The organism is Micromonospora humidisoli, assembly GCF_016900955.1.
Classification (GTDB): Bacteria; Actinomycetota; Actinomycetes; order Mycobacteriales; family Micromonosporaceae; genus Micromonospora; species Micromonospora wenchangensis.
Genome location: NZ_JAFEUO010000009.1, coordinates 16683 through 33979 on the forward strand (window position 1 = coordinate 16683; position 17297 = coordinate 33979).

Here is a 17297-nt window from a genome sequence, read left to right on the forward strand (position 1 = left end):
GCCGCCCCGTCGGGTGGCGTTAACCTGTTTGCGGTTGCGAAAACGGCAGCCGTCCAGGTGCGATCGACCGACGACAGGACCGGAACCGGCATGCAATCCGTGACACCAGAGCAGACCCTCGCCGAGCCAGCGATGCAGGAATTGCTGAACATGCTCGGCATCAATGTCGAATACACCCGGGCCGAGGGTGACACCCTGCGGTACGTCGGCCCCGACGGCACGCCGGAGACGGTGGTGGACTATGCCGGTGGCTACGGTGCCCTGGTCCTCGGTCACAACCATCCCGCGCTCGTCGACACCGCCGTGACCTTCCTGAGCGAACGCCGTCCGGTGCTCGCCCAGGCGTCCCGACAGCCGGCGGTCGACCAGATCGCCGCCCGGCTCAACGACATCGTCGGCCGTGAGTTCGGCACCGACGAGCGCTACTTCGCCATCTTCTCCAACAGCGGCGCCGAGTCGATCGAGGTGGCGCTCAAGCACGCGGAGTTCGACCGGGTGCTGCGGGTGCGCTCCCTGCTCGACGAGGTGGAGGCCCACATCGCGGAGGTGGCCGCCCAGGCGCAGACGGTGGCTCCGCCGCCCGGGTCCGGGGCCGACCTGTCCACCGTCCTGTCCGGACTACGGCGGGACAACGCCGAGGCCGCCGCACGACCGCCGGTGTTCGTCGCCCTGGCGGGCTCCTTCCACGGCAAGCTGGTCGGCAGCGTGCAGTTGACCCACAACCCGAGTTACCGCACCCCGTTCGCCGGCCTCGCGCCCGCCGCCCGGTTCGTGTCCCTGGACGACCTCGACGCGTTCGACCGCATCGCCGAGGAGACCCGCACCGTCCTGCGGGACGTCCGGGTCGTCGACGGCGTCGCCGTGGTCGTCGAGCGCCCGATCCCGGTGGTGGCGGCGTTCGTCATGGAGGTCATCCAGGGTGAGGGCGGCATCCGGGTGGTCACGCCGGCCCAGGCGGACCGCATCCGGCAGGGGTGCGCGGCGTTGGACTGCCCGATCGTCGTCGACGAGATCCAGAGCGGTCTGGGGCGTACCGGCGCGTTCTTCGCCAGTTCCCAGATCGGCTTCGCGGCCGACTACCTGACCCTGGCGAAGGGCCTCGGCGGCGGTATCACCAAGACGGCGGTGACCCTGGTCGCGCAGCGGCGCTACCGTCGCGACTTCGCGCTGGTGCACAGCTCCACGTTCGCCCGCGACGGCCTGTCCACCGCGGTCACCGCGCGGGTGCTGGAACTGCTGGAGGCGGAGAACGGTGCCGCCTACCTGCGTGCCAAGGAGAAGGGCGAGAAGCTGGCCGAGATCTTCCACGACCTGCGCCGTCGCTTCCCCGGGGTGGTCCGCGAGGTCCGGGGGCGGGGGTTGATGCTCGGGTTGGAGTTCGACGACCAGTCCGGTTCCGCCGCACCGGCCATCGCCGGTGCCTCCGCCAACGGCATGCTGGGCTACGTCATCTCGGGCTACCTGCTGCGGGTGCACCGGATCCGCACGTTCCCCACCGCGAGCGCGGCGAACACGTTGCGGTTCGAGCCGTCGCTCAACCTCGCCGACGCCGACATCGAGCGGCTCCGGGTCGCCCTGGAGGCGCTCTGCGTCGCCCTGCGGGACCAGGACGAGCAGGCCCTGATGGGTGGTGGGGCGGGGTGAGGGGTGCGGCGAAATCGTCACGTGTCGTCATTTTCACCGCAACACAGCGCGACCGTACGACTCTCGCGCGCTAGACTCTACGGACACCGGAACTCACGGGGAGAGTGCCGCCGGCCGGTCGGGGAGTGAATGAATTGAGTGTCAGGGTGCGGCCGACACATTGTGGTCTGGATGCCGCGATCGAGGTGATCAGCGGCAAGTGGAAGGTCGTCATCCTGTGGGCCCTCAGTGACAGCCATCGACGGTTCGGTGAGCTGAGGAGGCTCATCGGAGTGAGCGAGAAGGTGTTGTTCCAACACCTGCGCGAACTCGAGGCCGACGGCATCGTCCGTCGGGAAGCCTCCGAGGACCTGCCGATGCGGGTGGAATACTCGCTGACCGACCGGGGGCAGGCACTCAACGACGCGCTCAAGCCGCTCGGGGCGTGGGGTCGGGAATACCTGCCGGCCCGGGCCGTGCCCGTGCCCGTGCCGCGCGACAGCTGACCACCAGGTGCGGACAGGCCCGGCCCGCGCCGGGTGGCGGTTCCTCGACAGTGGTGGCCCGGTCGGCAGCCGCCACCCGACCGCTGCCGCGGCGGGGCGGGGTCACATCGACCGGGCACCGGAGGGGTATCCACTGAGGAAGTGCCGTGCCGACCGGGTGGCCAGCAGGGATCTGACGTAACCGCGTAGTTCGTCGGGACGGTCGCCCTTGATCACGCTGAGTGCGCGCCGGAACCAGTGCGTGGACTCGCGGGGTTGCAGCGGCGAGCTGGAGTGGACGAAGTCGACCAGTTCGTCGATCGCGGCGTCGGACAACGCCTCCAGGGTGATGGTGGTGAAGTTCTGCTTGCCCCGTCCCCAGTCGGGGCGGCGTTGCAGCAGTTCCGGGGTGGCCGCGGCCACCACCAGCAGCGGCACTCCGATGAAGTCGGCGAGGCCGTCGACCATGAGCAGCAGGTCGTCGTCGCTGCGGTGCAGGTCGTCGATGAGCAGCAGCACCGGGCGGTCGAGCGGTGTCCCCTCCAGGAAGTTGCCCCACCGTGCCAGATCCTCGCGTACGTCCACCGCGAGGCCGGGTACGGGTTCGTCGGCCACGAACGGGGTGATGCACCGCAGCACCCGGTCCGCGTGCTCGTCGCTGTCGGCCAGCCGGCGTACCGTACGGGTCAGCCGTTCCATAGCCCGCTCCGGCGCGTCGGTCGGCCGGATCTCGCACAGCGCGCGGACCAGCGCGGCCTGGACGGCGAAGACCCCGTCCCGCCCCGGCAGCTCCGCCGGGTCGGCGCAGACGTGCGCGAGGTGGACCCGGTGACCGAACATCCGCTCCAGCTCCGCCAGGTATCTGGTCTTGCCGCTGCCGGGCTCGCCGAGGGCGGTGACGAAGTGCGGCGTACGCCGGTGGCGGGCCCGGTCCAGGAGCCCACCGAGCAGGTCGAGCTCGAATCCGCGTTCCACGGTGGGGATCGTGTCCAACCCGATGGAGGTGGGTCGGAAGCCGCGTACCCGCCATTCCCCGGGGTCCGCGGTCGGCTGACAGTCGATGATGGACGCGGTGTCCGTCCGGGTGGTGGCGCAGACCCGGATCTCACACTCCCCGGTGCGCAGCAGCATCGCCTGGGAACGGTCCAGTAGCGTCCCGCAGATTCCGGCCGGGCCGTCCGGCCGGTTCGGCATGAGCGCCTCGCCGGTGACGACGGTGGCGCGGAAGGACACCCGGTGGCCGTTGGGTGGTACGTCGCCGGCTGCCGGCGTCTCCACCGGGTGCCAGCGGTTCCGGATGGCCATGGTGGCCAGGACGGCCCGCTCGGCGTCGTCGCCCCGGGCGCCGTCGGCGTCGAAGAGCCCGACGGTGACCGAGCCGATGGTGGTGGAGACCGATCCGCCGAACCGCTCCACCGTCTCCCTTATCCACTGGCTGGCGCCCTCCAGCAGCCTGTCGAGGGCGGCGGCGTCGAGCCTGGTGGTCCCGGTGTCGATGTGGCTGCGGATCAGCATGACGCTGACCTTCCGCCGCTCGCTGCGCAGCGGCTCCGGCGGCTCCTCGACGATGGCCGAGGCCCGGGCCGGTGACGCGAGTGCAGCCGGGCCGTCGAACGCGGCGGCCCTGCGTCGGACGCCCATCGGCTCGGGGTCGGCCCTGCGGTGGACCTCGATGACCTGACCGGGCGGCACGCTCAGTAGCCCGTGGGTCGCCAACTGGTTGGTGTCGTCCAGGTTGAGCTCGGGACTCTGGTTGAGGATCGCCTGTTGCAGCAGTTGCAGCTCCCGGCCGGGTTCCAGGCCGAGTTCCTCGGCCAGCATGGTGCGGGCCCGGGCATACACGTTCAGGGCGTCAGCCTGCCGGCCGCAGCGGTACAGCGCCAGCATCAGCAGCCGGCAGGACCGCTCGCGCAGCGCGATGCCGTCGAGGTCGTTGCCGAGTTCGTTGATCACCCCCTGGTATCGACCGCAGGAGATGTCGGCGTCGAAGTAGTCTTCGAGCGCGTCCATCCGGGCATTGTGGAGGTTGCCCAGTTCCGGCCAGACGATGCCGGCCTCCGCGAGGTCCGCCAGGGCCGGGCCCCGCCAGAGGCTCAGTGCGTTGCGCAGCGCGACCGCGGCGGCCTCCGGTGAGCCGGCTCTGAGCCGACGGTTCCCCGCCTCGGCGAGCCGCTGGAACCGGTGCAGGTCGACGCTCTCCGGGTCGACGACGAGCCGGTAGCCGGGTGACCTGGTCAGGAGGTTGGGTACGTCGCTGCCCGGGGCCGGTTGGAGCACCCGTCGGCGTAGGCTCCAGACAGCGTTCTGCAGAATCTTCCGCGCTGAGACCGGCGCGTCGTCATCGGGCCAGAGCGCGGAGATCAGTTGACTGGTGGCGACAGACCTATTGGCCTGCAACAACAGATAACCGAGCGTGGCCCGTTGTTTTGTTCCTCCCAGGACAAGCGAGTGTTCCTCATCTATCACTTCCAGCGGTCCGAGGACGCGGAACTGCACATTGCCCCCATGTAAAAGGCTCGCGGGTGTGGGTCGGATGACTGTTTCTGCGGTGAAGGCAGCCGTCCGACGTCAGTCGGAGCAGGCGCGGTCTCGGTCGAAGCTCCGACGGGGCGATGCTGTGTGGCCAGGTCTGGTGGAGAAGGCAGCAGTTGGCCAAAATCTGACGTGCTACAATCCCCGCCCTCATTACGGCTCGGCCGCAGTCGCACCCATAAAGATTAGGTCAGTGGCAACCTGGAGGTAAGTGCTTACTTCTAGGTAAGTAAACAGGTTGCCGGGTGCGGGGCTGAAACCCGCTCATCGCCACCGCGCCGTGTGCGTGGTTGCCGCTGGTGAGCGCCCGGATCCAGTTTCTCGATGACGTCCACTCTTAGGTAACCGGACATCCACCTGCACCTCATCGGCATCGAGAATGAACGATTGATTACCGACAGTACAGGACTGTCCTGCAATAATTCTACAGGCTTGCTGAGGCGGGCCTCCCGCTACCGCCATGCGGATTCCTGCTGCGGTTTAACCATCTCGTAACGATTCGAGGGATGTAAATGCAACAAGCCAAGGATGACGTGCTCGCCGCCGTACGCGACATCGTACCCAAGCTGCGGGAGAACGGCCTGGAGGCGGAGCAGCGGCGCTGGCTGCCCGAGGAGAACCTCGCCCTGCTGGAGAAGGCGGGTGTCTTCGCGATGGCCACTCCGCAACGGTACGGCGGGCTCGACCTGTCGCTGGCCGAACAGGCGGAGGTGCTCGCCGAGATCGCCCGTGGCTGCCCCTCGTCCAGCTGGGTTTCCATGGTCTGGGCGTCGAGTGCCTGGATGGTGACCCTGTTCCCCGAGGAACTGCAGGACGACATCTTCACCCGGCCCGGGGTCCGGATCTCCGGCGGATTCAGCCCGACCGGCACGCTCGTGCCCAGCGGCGACGGGTACGTGCTCAACGGGACGTGGGGCTTCAACTCCGGCTGCCGCGGCGCGGACTGGAACATGATGCTGGCGATCGTCCAGCGTCCGGACGGCACCACCGACGAGGCCATCGCGCTGGTGCCGATGGACCGGTTCGCCATCGCCGACGACTGGGTCGCGTCCTCCCTGACGGCGACAGGCAGCTCCACCACGACCGCCACCGACGTCTTCGTGCCGGCCCACCACGTCGTCATCCCGGCCGAGGCGGAGGCCGCGATGGCCGCCGGAATCGAACTGCCGCCGCCGCCACCCGGGCGCGGGTACGGGCTCTACAGCTTCCTGTTCGCCCAGTCGGTGGCCACGTTCATCGGCATCGCCCGGGGTGCGCTGGACATCTTCCTGGAGCGGCTGCCCGGGCGCGGCATCAGCCAGACCCAGTGGACCGACCAGAGCCAGCATCCGCTCACCCACATCCAGCTCGGTGCCGCCGCCAGCCGGATCGCGGCCGCCGAGGCGCTGTGCCAGCAGATGTACGGCCTCCTCCAGGACCGGGCCGACCGGTACGAGGAACTGACGCTTGCCGAGCGGGCCGCCATCCGTGGCCACAGCGCCTACGCGGCGCAGCAGGCCAAGGAGGCGGTGGAGATCCTCTACAACGCCAGCGGCGCGTCGGTGATCAAGCGGGCGGTGCCGTTGCAGCGGTTCCACCACGACATTCAGGGCCTCGCGCTGCACGGCTGGATTCTGCTCAGCACCAATCTGGAGGTACAGGGCCGGGTCATCCTCGGCCTTGACCCGCAAACCCCGCTGCTCTGACGCCCCGCGCAGCGGCCACCGACAAGCCCAGGAGGAAAACCGTGGACAACCTCGTCGACTCCACCATTCCCGACGACCCCGACCTGCAGAACGATCTGTTCGTCAAGGTGTTCAACTCCGGAAACGGCGCGCTCTATGACTCCATGTACACGGAGGATGCGGTCTCGAACATCTCCGGCGCACCGCTGTCGGGCAAGGCCCGAACGGATTTCTTCGTCGACTTCCTCGCCACCGGACCGAGGATTCGTTCGAAGGTCCTGCAGACCTACACCACCTCCGACACGTCCCTTCTGATCGTCGACTACAGCCTGGACATCCCCGGGCCGGACGGTGAGATGACGCACATCAACGGGACCTGCACGGATGTGCTCGTACGCAATGAGGAAGGCGACTGGCGACTGGCCGTGGACCGTCCGGTGCCGTCCGAAGATCATTCCTGAGAATTCCCGGGTGGCCCGGCGCCGGAGGTGGTCCGTCCGGGGCCGGGCCGCTTCCGCAGGTGGCCTACGGAGAATTCTCGGTGACTTCGACGTTACCGCGGTCGCGGAAGGCATTCGCTCGTGTGGACAGCCCGTCGCCCGAAGCGATGGCGATTCCGTTTGATCCGTGGCCGTGGCAGTGCGTGACGGTCCCGGCGCGACAAGGAGACGCAGACGATGGCTAGCAGCCTGCTCCACCCCTCCGGTCCGGAGATCCGGACCCTGCCGGACGTGTTGCGACTCCGTGATGCCACGGAGCCGGACACGACCGCGTACGTGTTCCTGCGGGACGGCGAGGAACCCGAGGAGACCCTGACCTTCCGGCAGCTCCACGACGCGGCGACGGCCCGGGCGGCCCGGTTCGCGGCCCTCGGACTGACCGGCCAGCGGGCGGTCCTGCTCTACCCCTCCGGCCTGGAGTTCATCCGCACCCTGCTCGGCTGCATGTCCGCGCGGGTGGCCAGCGCCCCGATGCAGGTGCCCCGCCGCCGTGACGGGCTGGCCCGGCTGCGCCGCATCGCCGACGACGCGCGTACCACCACGGTCCTGACCACGCTGGCGGTGAAGACCGACCTTGAGTCGCGCTTCGGCGACGCACCCGAACTGGCCGGACTCGCCCTCGTCGCCACGGACGACGCCCCGTCCGCGCCGCCGCCGCCCGACTGGGGCGCGGTCGCGCCCGGACCTGACGACATCGCGTTGCTCCAGTACACGTCGGGTTCGACGGGCGACCCCAAGGGCGTCGTGGTGACCCACCGGCACTTCATGCACAACGCCCGGGAGACCGACGAACTGTGGCCCTTCGCCCCCGACGGGAAGGTGGTCAACTGGCTGCCCCTGTTCCACGACATGGGGATGCTCTTCGGTGTGGTGCTGCCGCTGTGGGCCGGGGTGCCGTCGTTCCTGATGGCACCCGAGTCCTTCATCCGCCGGCCCGCACGCTGGCTCGAAGCCATCGCCCGGTTCGGCGGCACCCACTCCGCGGCCCCCAGTTTCGCCTACGAGCTGTGCGTGCGCGCCGCCGCCGAGGGCGGCACGGGTGCGGTTGGCGACCTGTCCCGCTGGCGGGTCGCCGCGAACGGGGCGGAGCCGGTCCGCTGGGGGACGCTCACCTCGTTCGTCGAGGCGTTCACCCCGCACGGATTCTCCGCCGAGGCGATGTGTCCCGGCTACGGCCTGGCCGAGAACACCCTGAAGGTCACCGGCAGCAGCCAGCACCGCCCCCCGAAGGTCCTCTGGGTCGATCCGGGCGCGCTGGCCGACGGGGTGGTCACCCTCGCCGACGGACCGCGGGTCGACCCGGTCCCTGCGGTGAGCTGCGGGGCGACGGTGCCGTCCACCACGGTACGCATCGTGGACCCCACCTCGCGCGCGCAGTGCCCGCCCGGCCGGGTCGGCGAGATCTGGGTCAGTGGCCCCTGTGTGGCCGGCGGCTACTGGGGGCGTCAGGAACTGTCGGAGGAGTCCTTCCGGGCCCGCCTGCTCGACGATCCGGACACCCCGCACCTGCGTACCGGCGACCTCGGCTTCCTGCACGACGGCGAGTTGTACGTCACCGGCCGGCTCAAGGACGTCATCATCCGCAAGGGCCGCAACCACTACCCGCAGGACATCGAGGAGTCGGCGGAGCAGGCGGTCCCCGGGCTGCATCCGAACTGCGCCGCCGCGTTCTCCGTCGACGACGGCACCTCCGAGCGGCTGGTGGTGCTCATCGAGGTGGACGGGCGGGTGCTGCGCTCGCCCGGCCTCGCGGCGGCCCGGGAACTGGTGCGGGCGGCGATCTGGGAGAAGCACCGGTTGGAGGCCGACGAGATCCTGATGCTGCGCCGGGGCGCGTTGTCGAAGACCTCCAGCGGCAAGGTGCAGCGGCGCGCCTGCCGTCGGCGCTACGAGGAGGGCACACTGGTCGCGCTGCCGGTCAACGCCGTGCCGACGACGGGAGCCCACAGGTGAGCGGGCTCCGGGGGTCGGCGATCCTCGGTGTCGGTGCGTACCGGCCGAGCCGGGTGGTCGGCAACGACGAGATCTGCGCCCGGATCGACTCCTCGGACGAGTGGATCCGCAAGCGGTCCGGCATCGTCTCGCGGCGCTTCGCCGACGACGGGGAGACCATCGTCGGGATGGCGGCGGAGGCGACCCGCAAGGCGGTGGCGCAGTCCGGGACGCATCCCCGGGACGTGGACGCGGTCGTGCTGGCGTCCATGTCGATCCTCGAACAGTCACCACCGTCCGCCCCCAGGGTGGCCACCCTGATCGGGGCCCGTAACGCCGCCGGGCTGGATCTGAACGCCGCCTGTTCGGGCTTCTGCTACGGCCTGGCGGTCGCCGACTCGATGGTGCGCTCGGGTCAGGTCGACCGGGTCGTGGTGGTGGGTTCCGAGCGGATGAGCGACATCGTCGATCCCGACGACCGGGGCACCGCCTTCCTCTTCGGCGACGGGGCCGGCGCGGTGGTCGTGGGGCCGGCGGAGAACCGGGGGATCGGGCCGGTCGTCTGGGGGTCCGACGGGGAACGCCACGAGATGATCGCCCACGACGGGGCGTGGCGGCACGGCGGGGCCTGGCCCTACATGAGGATGGCCGGGCCGGAGGTCTTCCGTTGGGCCACCCGGCTGGTCCCCGAGACGGCGACCCGGGCGCTGGCCGCCGCCGGTGTACGGGCGGACGACCTCGGGGCGTTCATCCCGCACCAGGCCAACCTGCGGATCGTCGAGGCCGCCGCGCGCGCCCTGGGGCTCGGTCCGCGCACCGTGGTGGCCCGGGACGTGGTGCACGCCGGCAACACCTCGGCGGCGTCCATTCCGCTGGCCATGGACGACCTGCTGTCCCGGGGGGCGGTCGCGGCGGGGGAGTCGGCCCTGCTGGTCGGCTTCGGCGCCGGGCTCACCTACGCCGCCCAGGTGGTGACGCTGCCGTGAACGCGACACCACAGCCGGGCGCGGGACGCACCGCGCCGGACCCGACGTCGACCGGGCCGACCGCGACCGGGCGGTCCTCCGACGCCCTGGGCACGGACGACGGCTCGACCACCACCGCCGGGCGGCTCGCGGAGCTGGTCCGCCGCCGCGAGTCGGCCCACCACCCGGACGACGGACGGGCCGTGCGACGGCAGCACGACAAGGGCAAGCTGACGGCCCGGGAGCGGATCGAGGCGCTCCTCGATCCGGACTCCTTCGTGGAGCTGGACGCGTTGGCCCGACACCGCTGCCACAGCTTCGGGATGGAGCGGGAGCGCCCGTACGGCGACGGGGTGGTGACCGGTCACGGCACCATCGACGGTCGCCGGGTGTACCTGTTCGCCCAGGACTTCACGGTCTTCGGCGGCAGCCTCGGTGAGGTGTACGGCGAGAAGATCATCAAGGTGATGGACCTCGCGCTGCGGACCGGCACACCGATCATCGGCATCAACGACTCGGGTGGTGCCCGCATCCAGGAGGGGGTGGTGTCGCTGGCCTACTACGCCGAGCTGGTCAAGCGGCACGTCCAGGCATCCGGGGTGATTCCGCAGATCTCCCTGATGACCGGCCCGTGCGCGGGTGGTGCGGTGTACGCGCCGGCCATCACCGACTTCGTCGTGATGGTGGACGGCATCTCGCACATGTTCGTCACCGGCCCCGAGGTGCTGCGTACGGTCACCGGGCAGGAGGTGGACCGGGAACTGCTGGGCGGTGCGCACAGCCACAACACCATCTCGGGAAACGCCCACCACCTCGCCGCCGACGAGAAGGACGCGTTCGAGTACGTCCGGCTGCTGCTCGGGCACCTGCCGTCGAACAACATGACCGACCCGCCGGTGTTCGCCGTGTCGGAGCGCGCGGACGCCGCCGAAACCGACGCCGCCCTGGACACGCTCATCCCCGACGACCGCAACCGGCCGTACGACATGACGCAGGTGGTGCGGGCGGTCCTGGACGACGGTGAGCTGCTGGAGGTCCAGCCGCTGTTCGCCCGCAACATCGTCTGTGGGTTCGGCCGGGTCGACGGGCACAGCGTCGGCGTGGTGGCCAACCAGCCGATGCAACTCGCGGGGGTGCTCGACATCGACGCCAGCGAGAAGGCGGCCCGTTTCATCCGCACCTGCGACGCGTTCCACATCCCGGTGCTGACCTTCGTCGACGTCCCCGGCTTCATGCCCAGCCTGGAGCAGGAGCAGGGCGGCATCATCCGGCGGGGCGCGAAGCTGATCTACGCCTACGCGGAGGCCACCGTGCCGATGGTCACCGTGGTCACCCGCAAGGCCTACGGCGGGGGGTACGGGGTGATGGGCTCCAAGCATCTCGGCACCGACATCAACCTGGCCTGGCCCACCGCCGAGATCGCCGTGATGGGTGGGGAAGGGGCGGTCAGCGTCCTGCACCGGCGGACCCTGCGGGACGCCGCCGACCCCCGGGCCGAGCGGGAACGGCTGCGCGCGGAGTACGAGCGGACGTTGTGCAACCCCTACGTGGCCGCCGAGCGGGGCTACATCGACGCGGTGATCCTGCCCAGGGAGACCCGTACCCAGGTGGTCGAGGCCCTCCGTGCGCTGCGCGACAAGCGGGTCGACCGGCTGCCCCGCAAGCACGGGAACATCCCGCTGTGACCGGGCGGGACCTCCGTGGCGGGCGGTACCCGCAGGGGGCACGGCCCGGGCACGGTCCGGGGCGGCCGGACCGGCCCGCCGGGGACCGGGCGGACCTGACGGTACGGGCCGACGCGACGCCTGAGGAGATCGTGGCGGTCCTCGTGGCGGTACAGACACTGGCCGCGCCGCCCGCCGACCGGCCCCCGCAGCGGGTACGGGCGGCCCGGGTCGCCGTGCTGCGCCGGTCCCTGCCGGTGGACCGCAGCGCGACCGCCTGGCGCCGGGGTGCCCGGTGAGGACATCGACGAGGGGAGCAGGCGTGCGCAAGGTACTGATCGCCAATCGGGGCGAGATCGCCGTACGGGTGGCCCGGGCGTGCCGTGACGAGGGGCTGGCGAGCGTGGCGGTCTACGCCGACCCGGACCGGGACGCCCTGCACGTCGCCCTGGCCGACGAGGCCTACGCGCTCGGCGGGGACACCCCGACGACCAGCTATCTCGACCCGGACCGCATCCTGCGGGCCGCCGCCCTGGCCGGCGCGGACGCGGTGCACCCGGGGTACGGCTTCCTGTCCGAGAACGCCGACTTCGCCGAGGCCGTGCTCGCGGCGGGCCTGACCTGGATCGGGCCGCCGCCCGCGGCCATCCGTGCGCTGGGCGACAAGGTCGCCGCGCGGGCGATCGCCCGCCGGGTGGGCGCCCCGCTGACGCCTGGTACGCCGGGGCCTGTCGACTCCGCCGACGAGGTGCTGGCGTTCGCCCGGAAACACGGGTTGCCGGTCGCGGTCAAGGCGGTGCACGGTGGGGGCGGTCGGGGGTTGAAGGTCGCCCGTACCCTCGATGAGATCCCCGCGCTGTTCGAGTCGGCCGTCCGCGAGTCCGTTGCCGCGTTCGGGCGGGGGGAGTGCTTCGTGGAGCGTTTCCTCGACCGTCCCCGGCATGTGGAGACCCAGTGTCTCGCCGACCGCTACGGCACGGTCGTGGTGGTCTCCACCCGCGACTGCACCCTGCAACGCCGGCACCAGAAGCTGGTCGAGGAGGCGCCCGCGCCGTTCCTGACCCCGCAGCAGGACGCCGAGCTGCGGCGGGCGTCGCGGGCGGTCCTCGCCGAGGTCGGCTACGTCGGTGCCGGGACCTGCGAGTTCCTGGTCGACAGCGACGGCAGCATCTCGTTCCTTGAGGTCAACACCCGGCTCCAGGTCGAGCACCCGGTCAGCGAGGAGGTGGCCGGCATCGATCTCGTCCGGGAGATGTTCCGGCTGGCCGACGGTGCGCCGATCGGGTACGACGACCCGCCGGCCCGGGGCCACTCGATCGAGTTCCGGATCAACTGCGAGGACCCGGGGCGCGGGTTCCTGCCGACCCCGGGCACGGTCACCGCCTACGTACCCCCCTCGGGGCCCGGCGTCCGGGTCGACACCGGGGTACGCAGCGGCAGCACCGTGGGACCGTCCTGGGACTCGCTGCTGGCCAAACTGGTGGTCACCGGCGCCACCCGGGACCAGGCCCTGCAACGGGCCCGCCGCGCCCTGGCCGAGTTCACGGTGGAGGGCCTGGCCACCACGTTGCCGTTCCACCGTGCGGTCGTCGAGGACCCGGCCTTCGCCGGACCCGCGCTGCTGGTCCACACCGAGTGGATCGAGCGGGACTTCGACAACCGGCTGGAGCCTCACGACCGGCCGACCGCCGCCGGGACGGAGGAGCCCGCCCGCCGGCAGGTGGTGGTGGAGGTCAACGGCCGGCGGATGGAGGTGTCGCTGCCGGCCGCCCTCGCGGCGACGCCCGCCGGGTCGGCCCCGCCGGCGCGGCCCCGTCGGCGCAGCGTCGCGCAGGCCCGTCCGGCGGTGTCGGGCAGCATGGTGACCGCGCCGATGCAGGGCACCGTGGTCAGGATCGCGGTGGTCGAGGACGAACCGGTGGAGGCCGGCCAGCTCCTGGTCGTGCTGGAGGCGATGAAGATGGAACAGCCGGTGCTGGCCCACCGGGCCGGTGTGGTCAAGAACATGCAGGTCGAGGTGGGCGCGGTGCTGCCGGCCGACGGCGTCATCTGCGAGGTCATCGACTGACCGGTGGTGTTCGGCGGGCGGTGGCTGCGCGACCGGTGCGGTGGGGGACCGGGCCTCCCTTACCATGGGTACCGCGCCGATGACGGTGCCCCTAAGCTGGGTTCCCGTTGCGGTGGTTCTTCTGTTCTGGTGGCTCTTGTTCGTGGGGTGGTGGTCGCGGTGGCGGTCGGTACGATTCTCAGCTTCGACGACGTGAAGGGGTACGGCTTCATCAGCCCGGAGGGCGGTGGTGAGGACGTCTTCGTGCACGCGAACGACTTCGGCGACCAGCGTCCGTCGGTCGCGCCCGGGATGCGGGTGGAGTTCGAGTCGGTGGAGGGCAACCGCGGGATCAAGGCGCTCTACGCGCGCCTGCTCAACCCGGGGGCCCCGGTCGCGTCGCGCCCGTCGGCGTCCGCCGCGCCGACGGTGACCCGGCTGCCGGTGACCGATCGGGGCGACGACGACGAGTGCGACGTCCTGACCGCCTTCACCTTCCGGTCCAACATCACGGAACTGCTGGTGGAGCAGGTGCCGACGCTCACCGGTGCCCAGATCAGCCAGATCCGGCAGCACCTCACCCAGTTCGCCCGTTCCCACGGGTGGATCGAGGACTGACCCCGTCCGGTGCGGGCCCACCCCCGGTGGGCCCGTGCCGGCGTCAGCCGGCGGCGTAGGCGTACCGCGAGGTGCGCTCGGCGAGCCAGAGCCACCGCCGCCGCACCTCGCCGCTGGTGGCCGCGACCATGCCCAGCGCGTCGGCGGACACGGCGGCCAGCGCCGTACCGCTCGCCGCCGGGTCGTCGAGCAGCGCCGCCCCGTCGCGGAACGCCTCCGCCTCGGCCGCACCGCCGAACCGGGGCGCGACCTCGTCGCGCCAGAAGTCCGCCCAGGCCAGCCCCGGGTTCCAGGAGAACCGGGCGTACGCCAGGTAGCTGATCTCGTTGGTCGGGTGGTAGGCGGACGGTTCGGCGAAGATGGTCAACCCGCGCATCCCGGCCGAACCGGACCGGGCTGCCATGTCGGCGTACATCTCGGGCACCCAGGAGTGGCGCTGCCGGTTCCACTGCGAACCGGCGTGGGTGCGCAGCACGTTCGTGGTGTGCGGGAGCCGCTCGACGTGCGCGGCGGTCAACCGGTCCCGCTGGTCGTACCAGAAGGCCCGGTTCACGCAGTACTGGTAGGCGACGTCGTCGGGCAGGTCGGCCAGGGGCTTCTGGGCGTCGAGGTCGAAGATGTTGTCCCAGTACACCTCGACGAGGTGGCGCAGCGGCACCCCGGCCGGGCCGGGCCGGCGTGCCGTCGCCAGCAGCGTCGGGTAGACCGACCGCATCGCCTCGTACGACCAGGAGGTGCGCTCGCCGCCGGTGCGGGCGGAGCACCGGGCACAGGCGCAACTGCCGTAGTCGCCGGTCTCGAAGTTGATCCCGCCCACCGGCAGGGTGTCGAGCAGCCAGTCGATGGCGTCGCGGTGCCAGGCCAGGTTGTCCGGCTGGGACGGGCAGGCCGCCATCATGTACTCGCTGGCCGGGAAGTGCAGGTCACCGAACTCGTCGATGTCGAAGCCGACCTTCTTCGGCAGTTCGGCGGCGAGGTCGGGGCGCTGCCGCAGCCAGGTGGCCAGGTTGTAGCGGTGCCGGCCGTCGAAGTAGATCCCGCCGTAGGCGTTGATCCCCACCCCGGCGATGATCCGCACGCCCCGGGCGTTGGCGTACTCGCACAGGTCACGGGCCGCGGTGACGCCGCCGTGGGCGTCGCGCAGCAGCCCGTACACGACGATGCCGCCGATGCGTTCCCGGGAGCAGAAGTCGACCAGGCGGCGGTAGTCCGCGCCGAACGCGTCGGCCGACTTCGCGTACGGGTTGAGCGCGCCGATCTCCTGCTGACCGAGCTGCCGGGTGTCCCAGTTGGTGGAGTGGTCCCAGGTCCACAGGGTGCGCAGCGGCAGTCCGGGGGCGCTCACCGTGCTGCCCACCGGCAGTCCGGCGGGGGTGGCGGCGGCGAGCAGGGCGCGGGCGGCGTACACCAGGCCGGCGAACGGGTCGCCGACGAGCCGGATCTCACCCTGTTCCGGCACGTCGACGCGGTGGCCGCCCTCGGGCAGCGCCGGGTCGGCGACGAGCCGGACCGGCACCGCGTCGACGCCGCCCTCGCCCCACGCCGCGCGGAGCAGGTCGGCGGCGAACGGGGCGTGTTCGGCCCCGAGCACCCGGACCCCGGAAAGCTTTCGGAACGACGACATCATGACCTCCCGATGGTCGGTGCGGTGGCGGCAAGGTAGTCGACCACGTCGATCGCGGTCCACACCCCGTGCCGCCAATAGGGGTCCTGTTCGAGGTGGGCGCGGGCGGCGGGCGCGTCGGCGGCCCGTAGCACCAGCACCGAGGCGCGCAGGTCGGCGCGGGCCCCCACGACGAGGGCGGTGCCGTCGGCGAGCAGGTCGCGCATGTGCGCCAGGTGCGCGGCCCGGTGCGGGTCCCGCCGGAGCGCGGCGTCGGCGGCGAAGGTGGCGGTGACCAGGTAGGTCGGTACGAAGAGCAGCTCCCCGGTGGCGGGGCGGCTCACCTGTCGGCTCCGATCGCGCCGAGCAGCCGCTGCATGGCGACCCGGTAGACGGTCTGCGGGCGGCCCGCGCCGGTGCTGACGTGCACCCCGACCTCCTCGGCGAAGCCGGCCGCGCGCAGCGCGTTGAGCAGCCGGCGGGCCGAGCGGGCCTCCACCCCGTACGCGTCGGCGAGGCCCCGGGCGGTGATCTGGTCGGGGTCCATCTGGTGCAGCGCCTCCAGCAGCCGTCGGGTGGACAGCGGTCCGATCCGCAGCTGCTCGGAGACGCGCAGCATGCCCGGGCCGGTCTCGCGCAGCCGGGGACGCACGGCGGTCTGCCGGCTGGAGTGGACCTCCCCGTCGGGGAAGACCACGTGGGTGTCGCCGCTGTGCCGGCCCAGCGCCAGGGCCTTGCGGGCGTTGTCCTCGGCGGCGGCGATGGTGGTGCCGGCGCCGAAGCCGACGGCGTGCTCGACGTCGATGCCGCGCAGGGTGAGCAGCGAGGCGTGCCCGTCGCGGTGCCGGGCCAGGGCGCTCTCCACGGTTCCCCGGGTGGTGGTGATGATCATCGTCCGGTCGTCGACGGTGGCGAGTCGGCCGCGCATCCGTTCGGCGTGCTCCAGCAGCGCCTCGCGGACCCGTAGCCGCTGCCGCTCGGCCTGGTACGGGTCCTGTGCCCGCTGGGTGGGGGCGCCCAGGTCGACCATCATCACCGCGATCTGGGTGGCCCGGGACTGGCGTACCTCGGCGGCGAGCCAGGCCCGGCGCAGCGCGTCACGGACCGACGCCCGGGTGTGCTCGACGCGCCACACCGGCACCCCGCTGTCGGCGAGGTCCCGGTGCACCGCGCCGAGGCAGGTCAGGCACGCCTCGACCGCGCCGGAGGCGTACCGTTCCCGGTGGTAGGCGGTGATCTCGTCGAGGCCGGAGAAGAGCAGCCCGGACGAGTCGGCGATGGGCAGGATCTCGGTGGGCGGCTCGACCTCGATGTCGTGGTACGTCTCCCGGACGGTCTCCGCCTCGATGGTGTCGACGCTGACCCGGGGCAGCCGCCCGCCGGTGGCCAGCAGCATCCGCGACAGCGTGCGGTAGAGGTCGATGCCGGCGTGCCGGACGTAGTCGATCTCGGCGCGCAGTTCCCCGGTGGCGGTGGCGAAGGTGTACGGGATGCGTCCGGTGAACAGCAGCACCTGGCACATCTCGTCGAGTTCGCGGGCCAGCTCGGGGGCCTGCTCCGGCCGGGTGTACGCGCGGGTGGTGATCGACTCCGCGCGGCCCTCCCCGGCCGCGACCTCCCGGACGAGCCGGATCGAGTCCTCCGGGCCGATGATGCCGATCACA

General features: G+C 71.4%; 14 protein-coding genes. 10 read left to right on the plus strand and 4 right to left on the minus strand.

The genetic code is table 11. From position 1 onward, the window contains the following. Positions 1-99 precede the first annotated feature (99 nt). Together JQN84_RS27550 and JQN84_RS27555 are read left to right on the plus strand one after the other, a co-directional pair. Positions 100-1644, plus strand: coding sequence for an aspartate aminotransferase family protein (locus JQN84_RS27550; protein WP_307821457.1), 1545 nt, complete (start codon positions 100-102; stop codon positions 1642-1644). Positions 1645-1778: 134 nt separating this feature from the next. Beyond that, positions 1779-2129, plus strand: a complete 351-nt coding sequence (locus JQN84_RS27555) for a winged helix-turn-helix transcriptional regulator (protein ID WP_204961480.1) — start codon at positions 1779-1781, stop codon at positions 2127-2129. A gap of 102 nt (positions 2130-2231) precedes the next feature. Here the strand turns inward: JQN84_RS27555 and JQN84_RS27560 are convergent, their stop codons facing one another. Continuing rightward, a complete protein-coding gene (locus JQN84_RS27560; protein ID WP_204961481.1) occupies positions 2232-4385 on the minus strand; it encodes an ATP-binding protein in 2154 nt (717 codons plus the stop codon). A 767-nt stretch (positions 4386-5152) separates the two neighbouring features. On the opposite strand from JQN84_RS27560, the gene JQN84_RS27565 reads away from it, so the two are divergent. From JQN84_RS27565 to JQN84_RS32150, 8 genes are all read left to right on the plus strand, one after another. Then, positions 5153-6325 (plus strand): acyl-CoA dehydrogenase family protein, encoded by a 1173-nt coding sequence (locus JQN84_RS27565; protein WP_204961482.1) that lies wholly within the window; start codon positions 5153-5155, stop codon positions 6323-6325. A 41-nt stretch (positions 6326-6366) separates the two neighbouring features. Beyond that, positions 6367-6765: a YybH family protein gene (locus JQN84_RS27570; RefSeq protein ID WP_281896287.1), complete on the plus strand. Its 399-nt coding sequence runs from the start codon at positions 6367-6369 to the stop codon at positions 6763-6765. Positions 6766-6981: 216 nt separating this feature from the next. Then, positions 6982-8757 (plus strand): fatty acyl-AMP ligase, encoded by a 1776-nt coding sequence (locus tag JQN84_RS27575; protein ID WP_204961483.1) that lies wholly within the window; start codon positions 6982-6984, stop codon positions 8755-8757. Then, entirely contained in the window at positions 8754-9722 is a 969-nt protein-coding gene (locus JQN84_RS27580) for a beta-ketoacyl-ACP synthase III (protein ID WP_204961484.1), read from the plus strand. The genes JQN84_RS27575 and JQN84_RS27580 overlap by 4 nt, the downstream gene beginning before the upstream one ends. An 86-nt stretch (positions 9723-9808) precedes the next feature. After that, positions 9809-11386, plus strand: coding sequence for an acyl-CoA carboxylase subunit beta (locus JQN84_RS27585; protein ID WP_204961630.1), 1578 nt, complete (start codon positions 9809-9811; stop codon positions 11384-11386). Continuing rightward, a complete protein-coding gene (locus JQN84_RS27590) occupies positions 11383-11664 on the plus strand; it encodes a hypothetical protein (RefSeq protein ID WP_204961485.1) in 282 nt (93 codons plus the stop codon). The genes JQN84_RS27585 and JQN84_RS27590 overlap by 4 nt, the downstream gene beginning before the upstream one ends. A gap of 23 nt (positions 11665-11687) precedes the next feature. Beyond that, entirely contained in the window at positions 11688-13433 is a 1746-nt protein-coding gene (locus JQN84_RS27595) for an acetyl/propionyl/methylcrotonyl-CoA carboxylase subunit alpha (protein WP_204961486.1), read from the plus strand. Between the two features lie 159 nt (positions 13434-13592). Beyond that, complete coding sequence (locus JQN84_RS32150) at positions 13593-14030, plus strand: cold-shock protein (protein ID WP_204961631.1); 438 nt, start codon at positions 13593-13595, stop codon at positions 14028-14030. A gap of 43 nt (positions 14031-14073) precedes the next feature. Here JQN84_RS32150 and JQN84_RS27605 read toward each other — a convergent pair whose 3' ends face one another. The 3 genes from JQN84_RS27605 to JQN84_RS27615 are packed head-to-tail and all read right to left on the minus strand — an operon-like array spanning position 14074 to position 17296. Continuing rightward, positions 14074-15654 (minus strand): hypothetical protein, encoded by a 1581-nt coding sequence (locus JQN84_RS27605; protein ID WP_204961487.1) that lies wholly within the window; start codon positions 15652-15654, stop codon positions 14074-14076. Next, positions 15654-15977 carry a YciI family protein gene (locus JQN84_RS27610; RefSeq protein WP_204961488.1) on the minus strand — a complete coding sequence of 108 codons (324 nt, stop codon included), beginning with the start codon at positions 15975-15977 and terminating at the stop codon, positions 15654-15656. Before JQN84_RS27610 ends, JQN84_RS27605 begins: the two co-directional genes overlap by 1 nt. Next, positions 15974-17296: a helix-turn-helix domain-containing protein gene (locus JQN84_RS27615; protein ID WP_204961489.1), complete on the minus strand. Its 1323-nt coding sequence runs from the start codon at positions 17294-17296 to the stop codon at positions 15974-15976. The genes JQN84_RS27610 and JQN84_RS27615 overlap by 4 nt, the downstream gene beginning before the upstream one ends. Position 17297 lies beyond the last annotated feature (1 nt).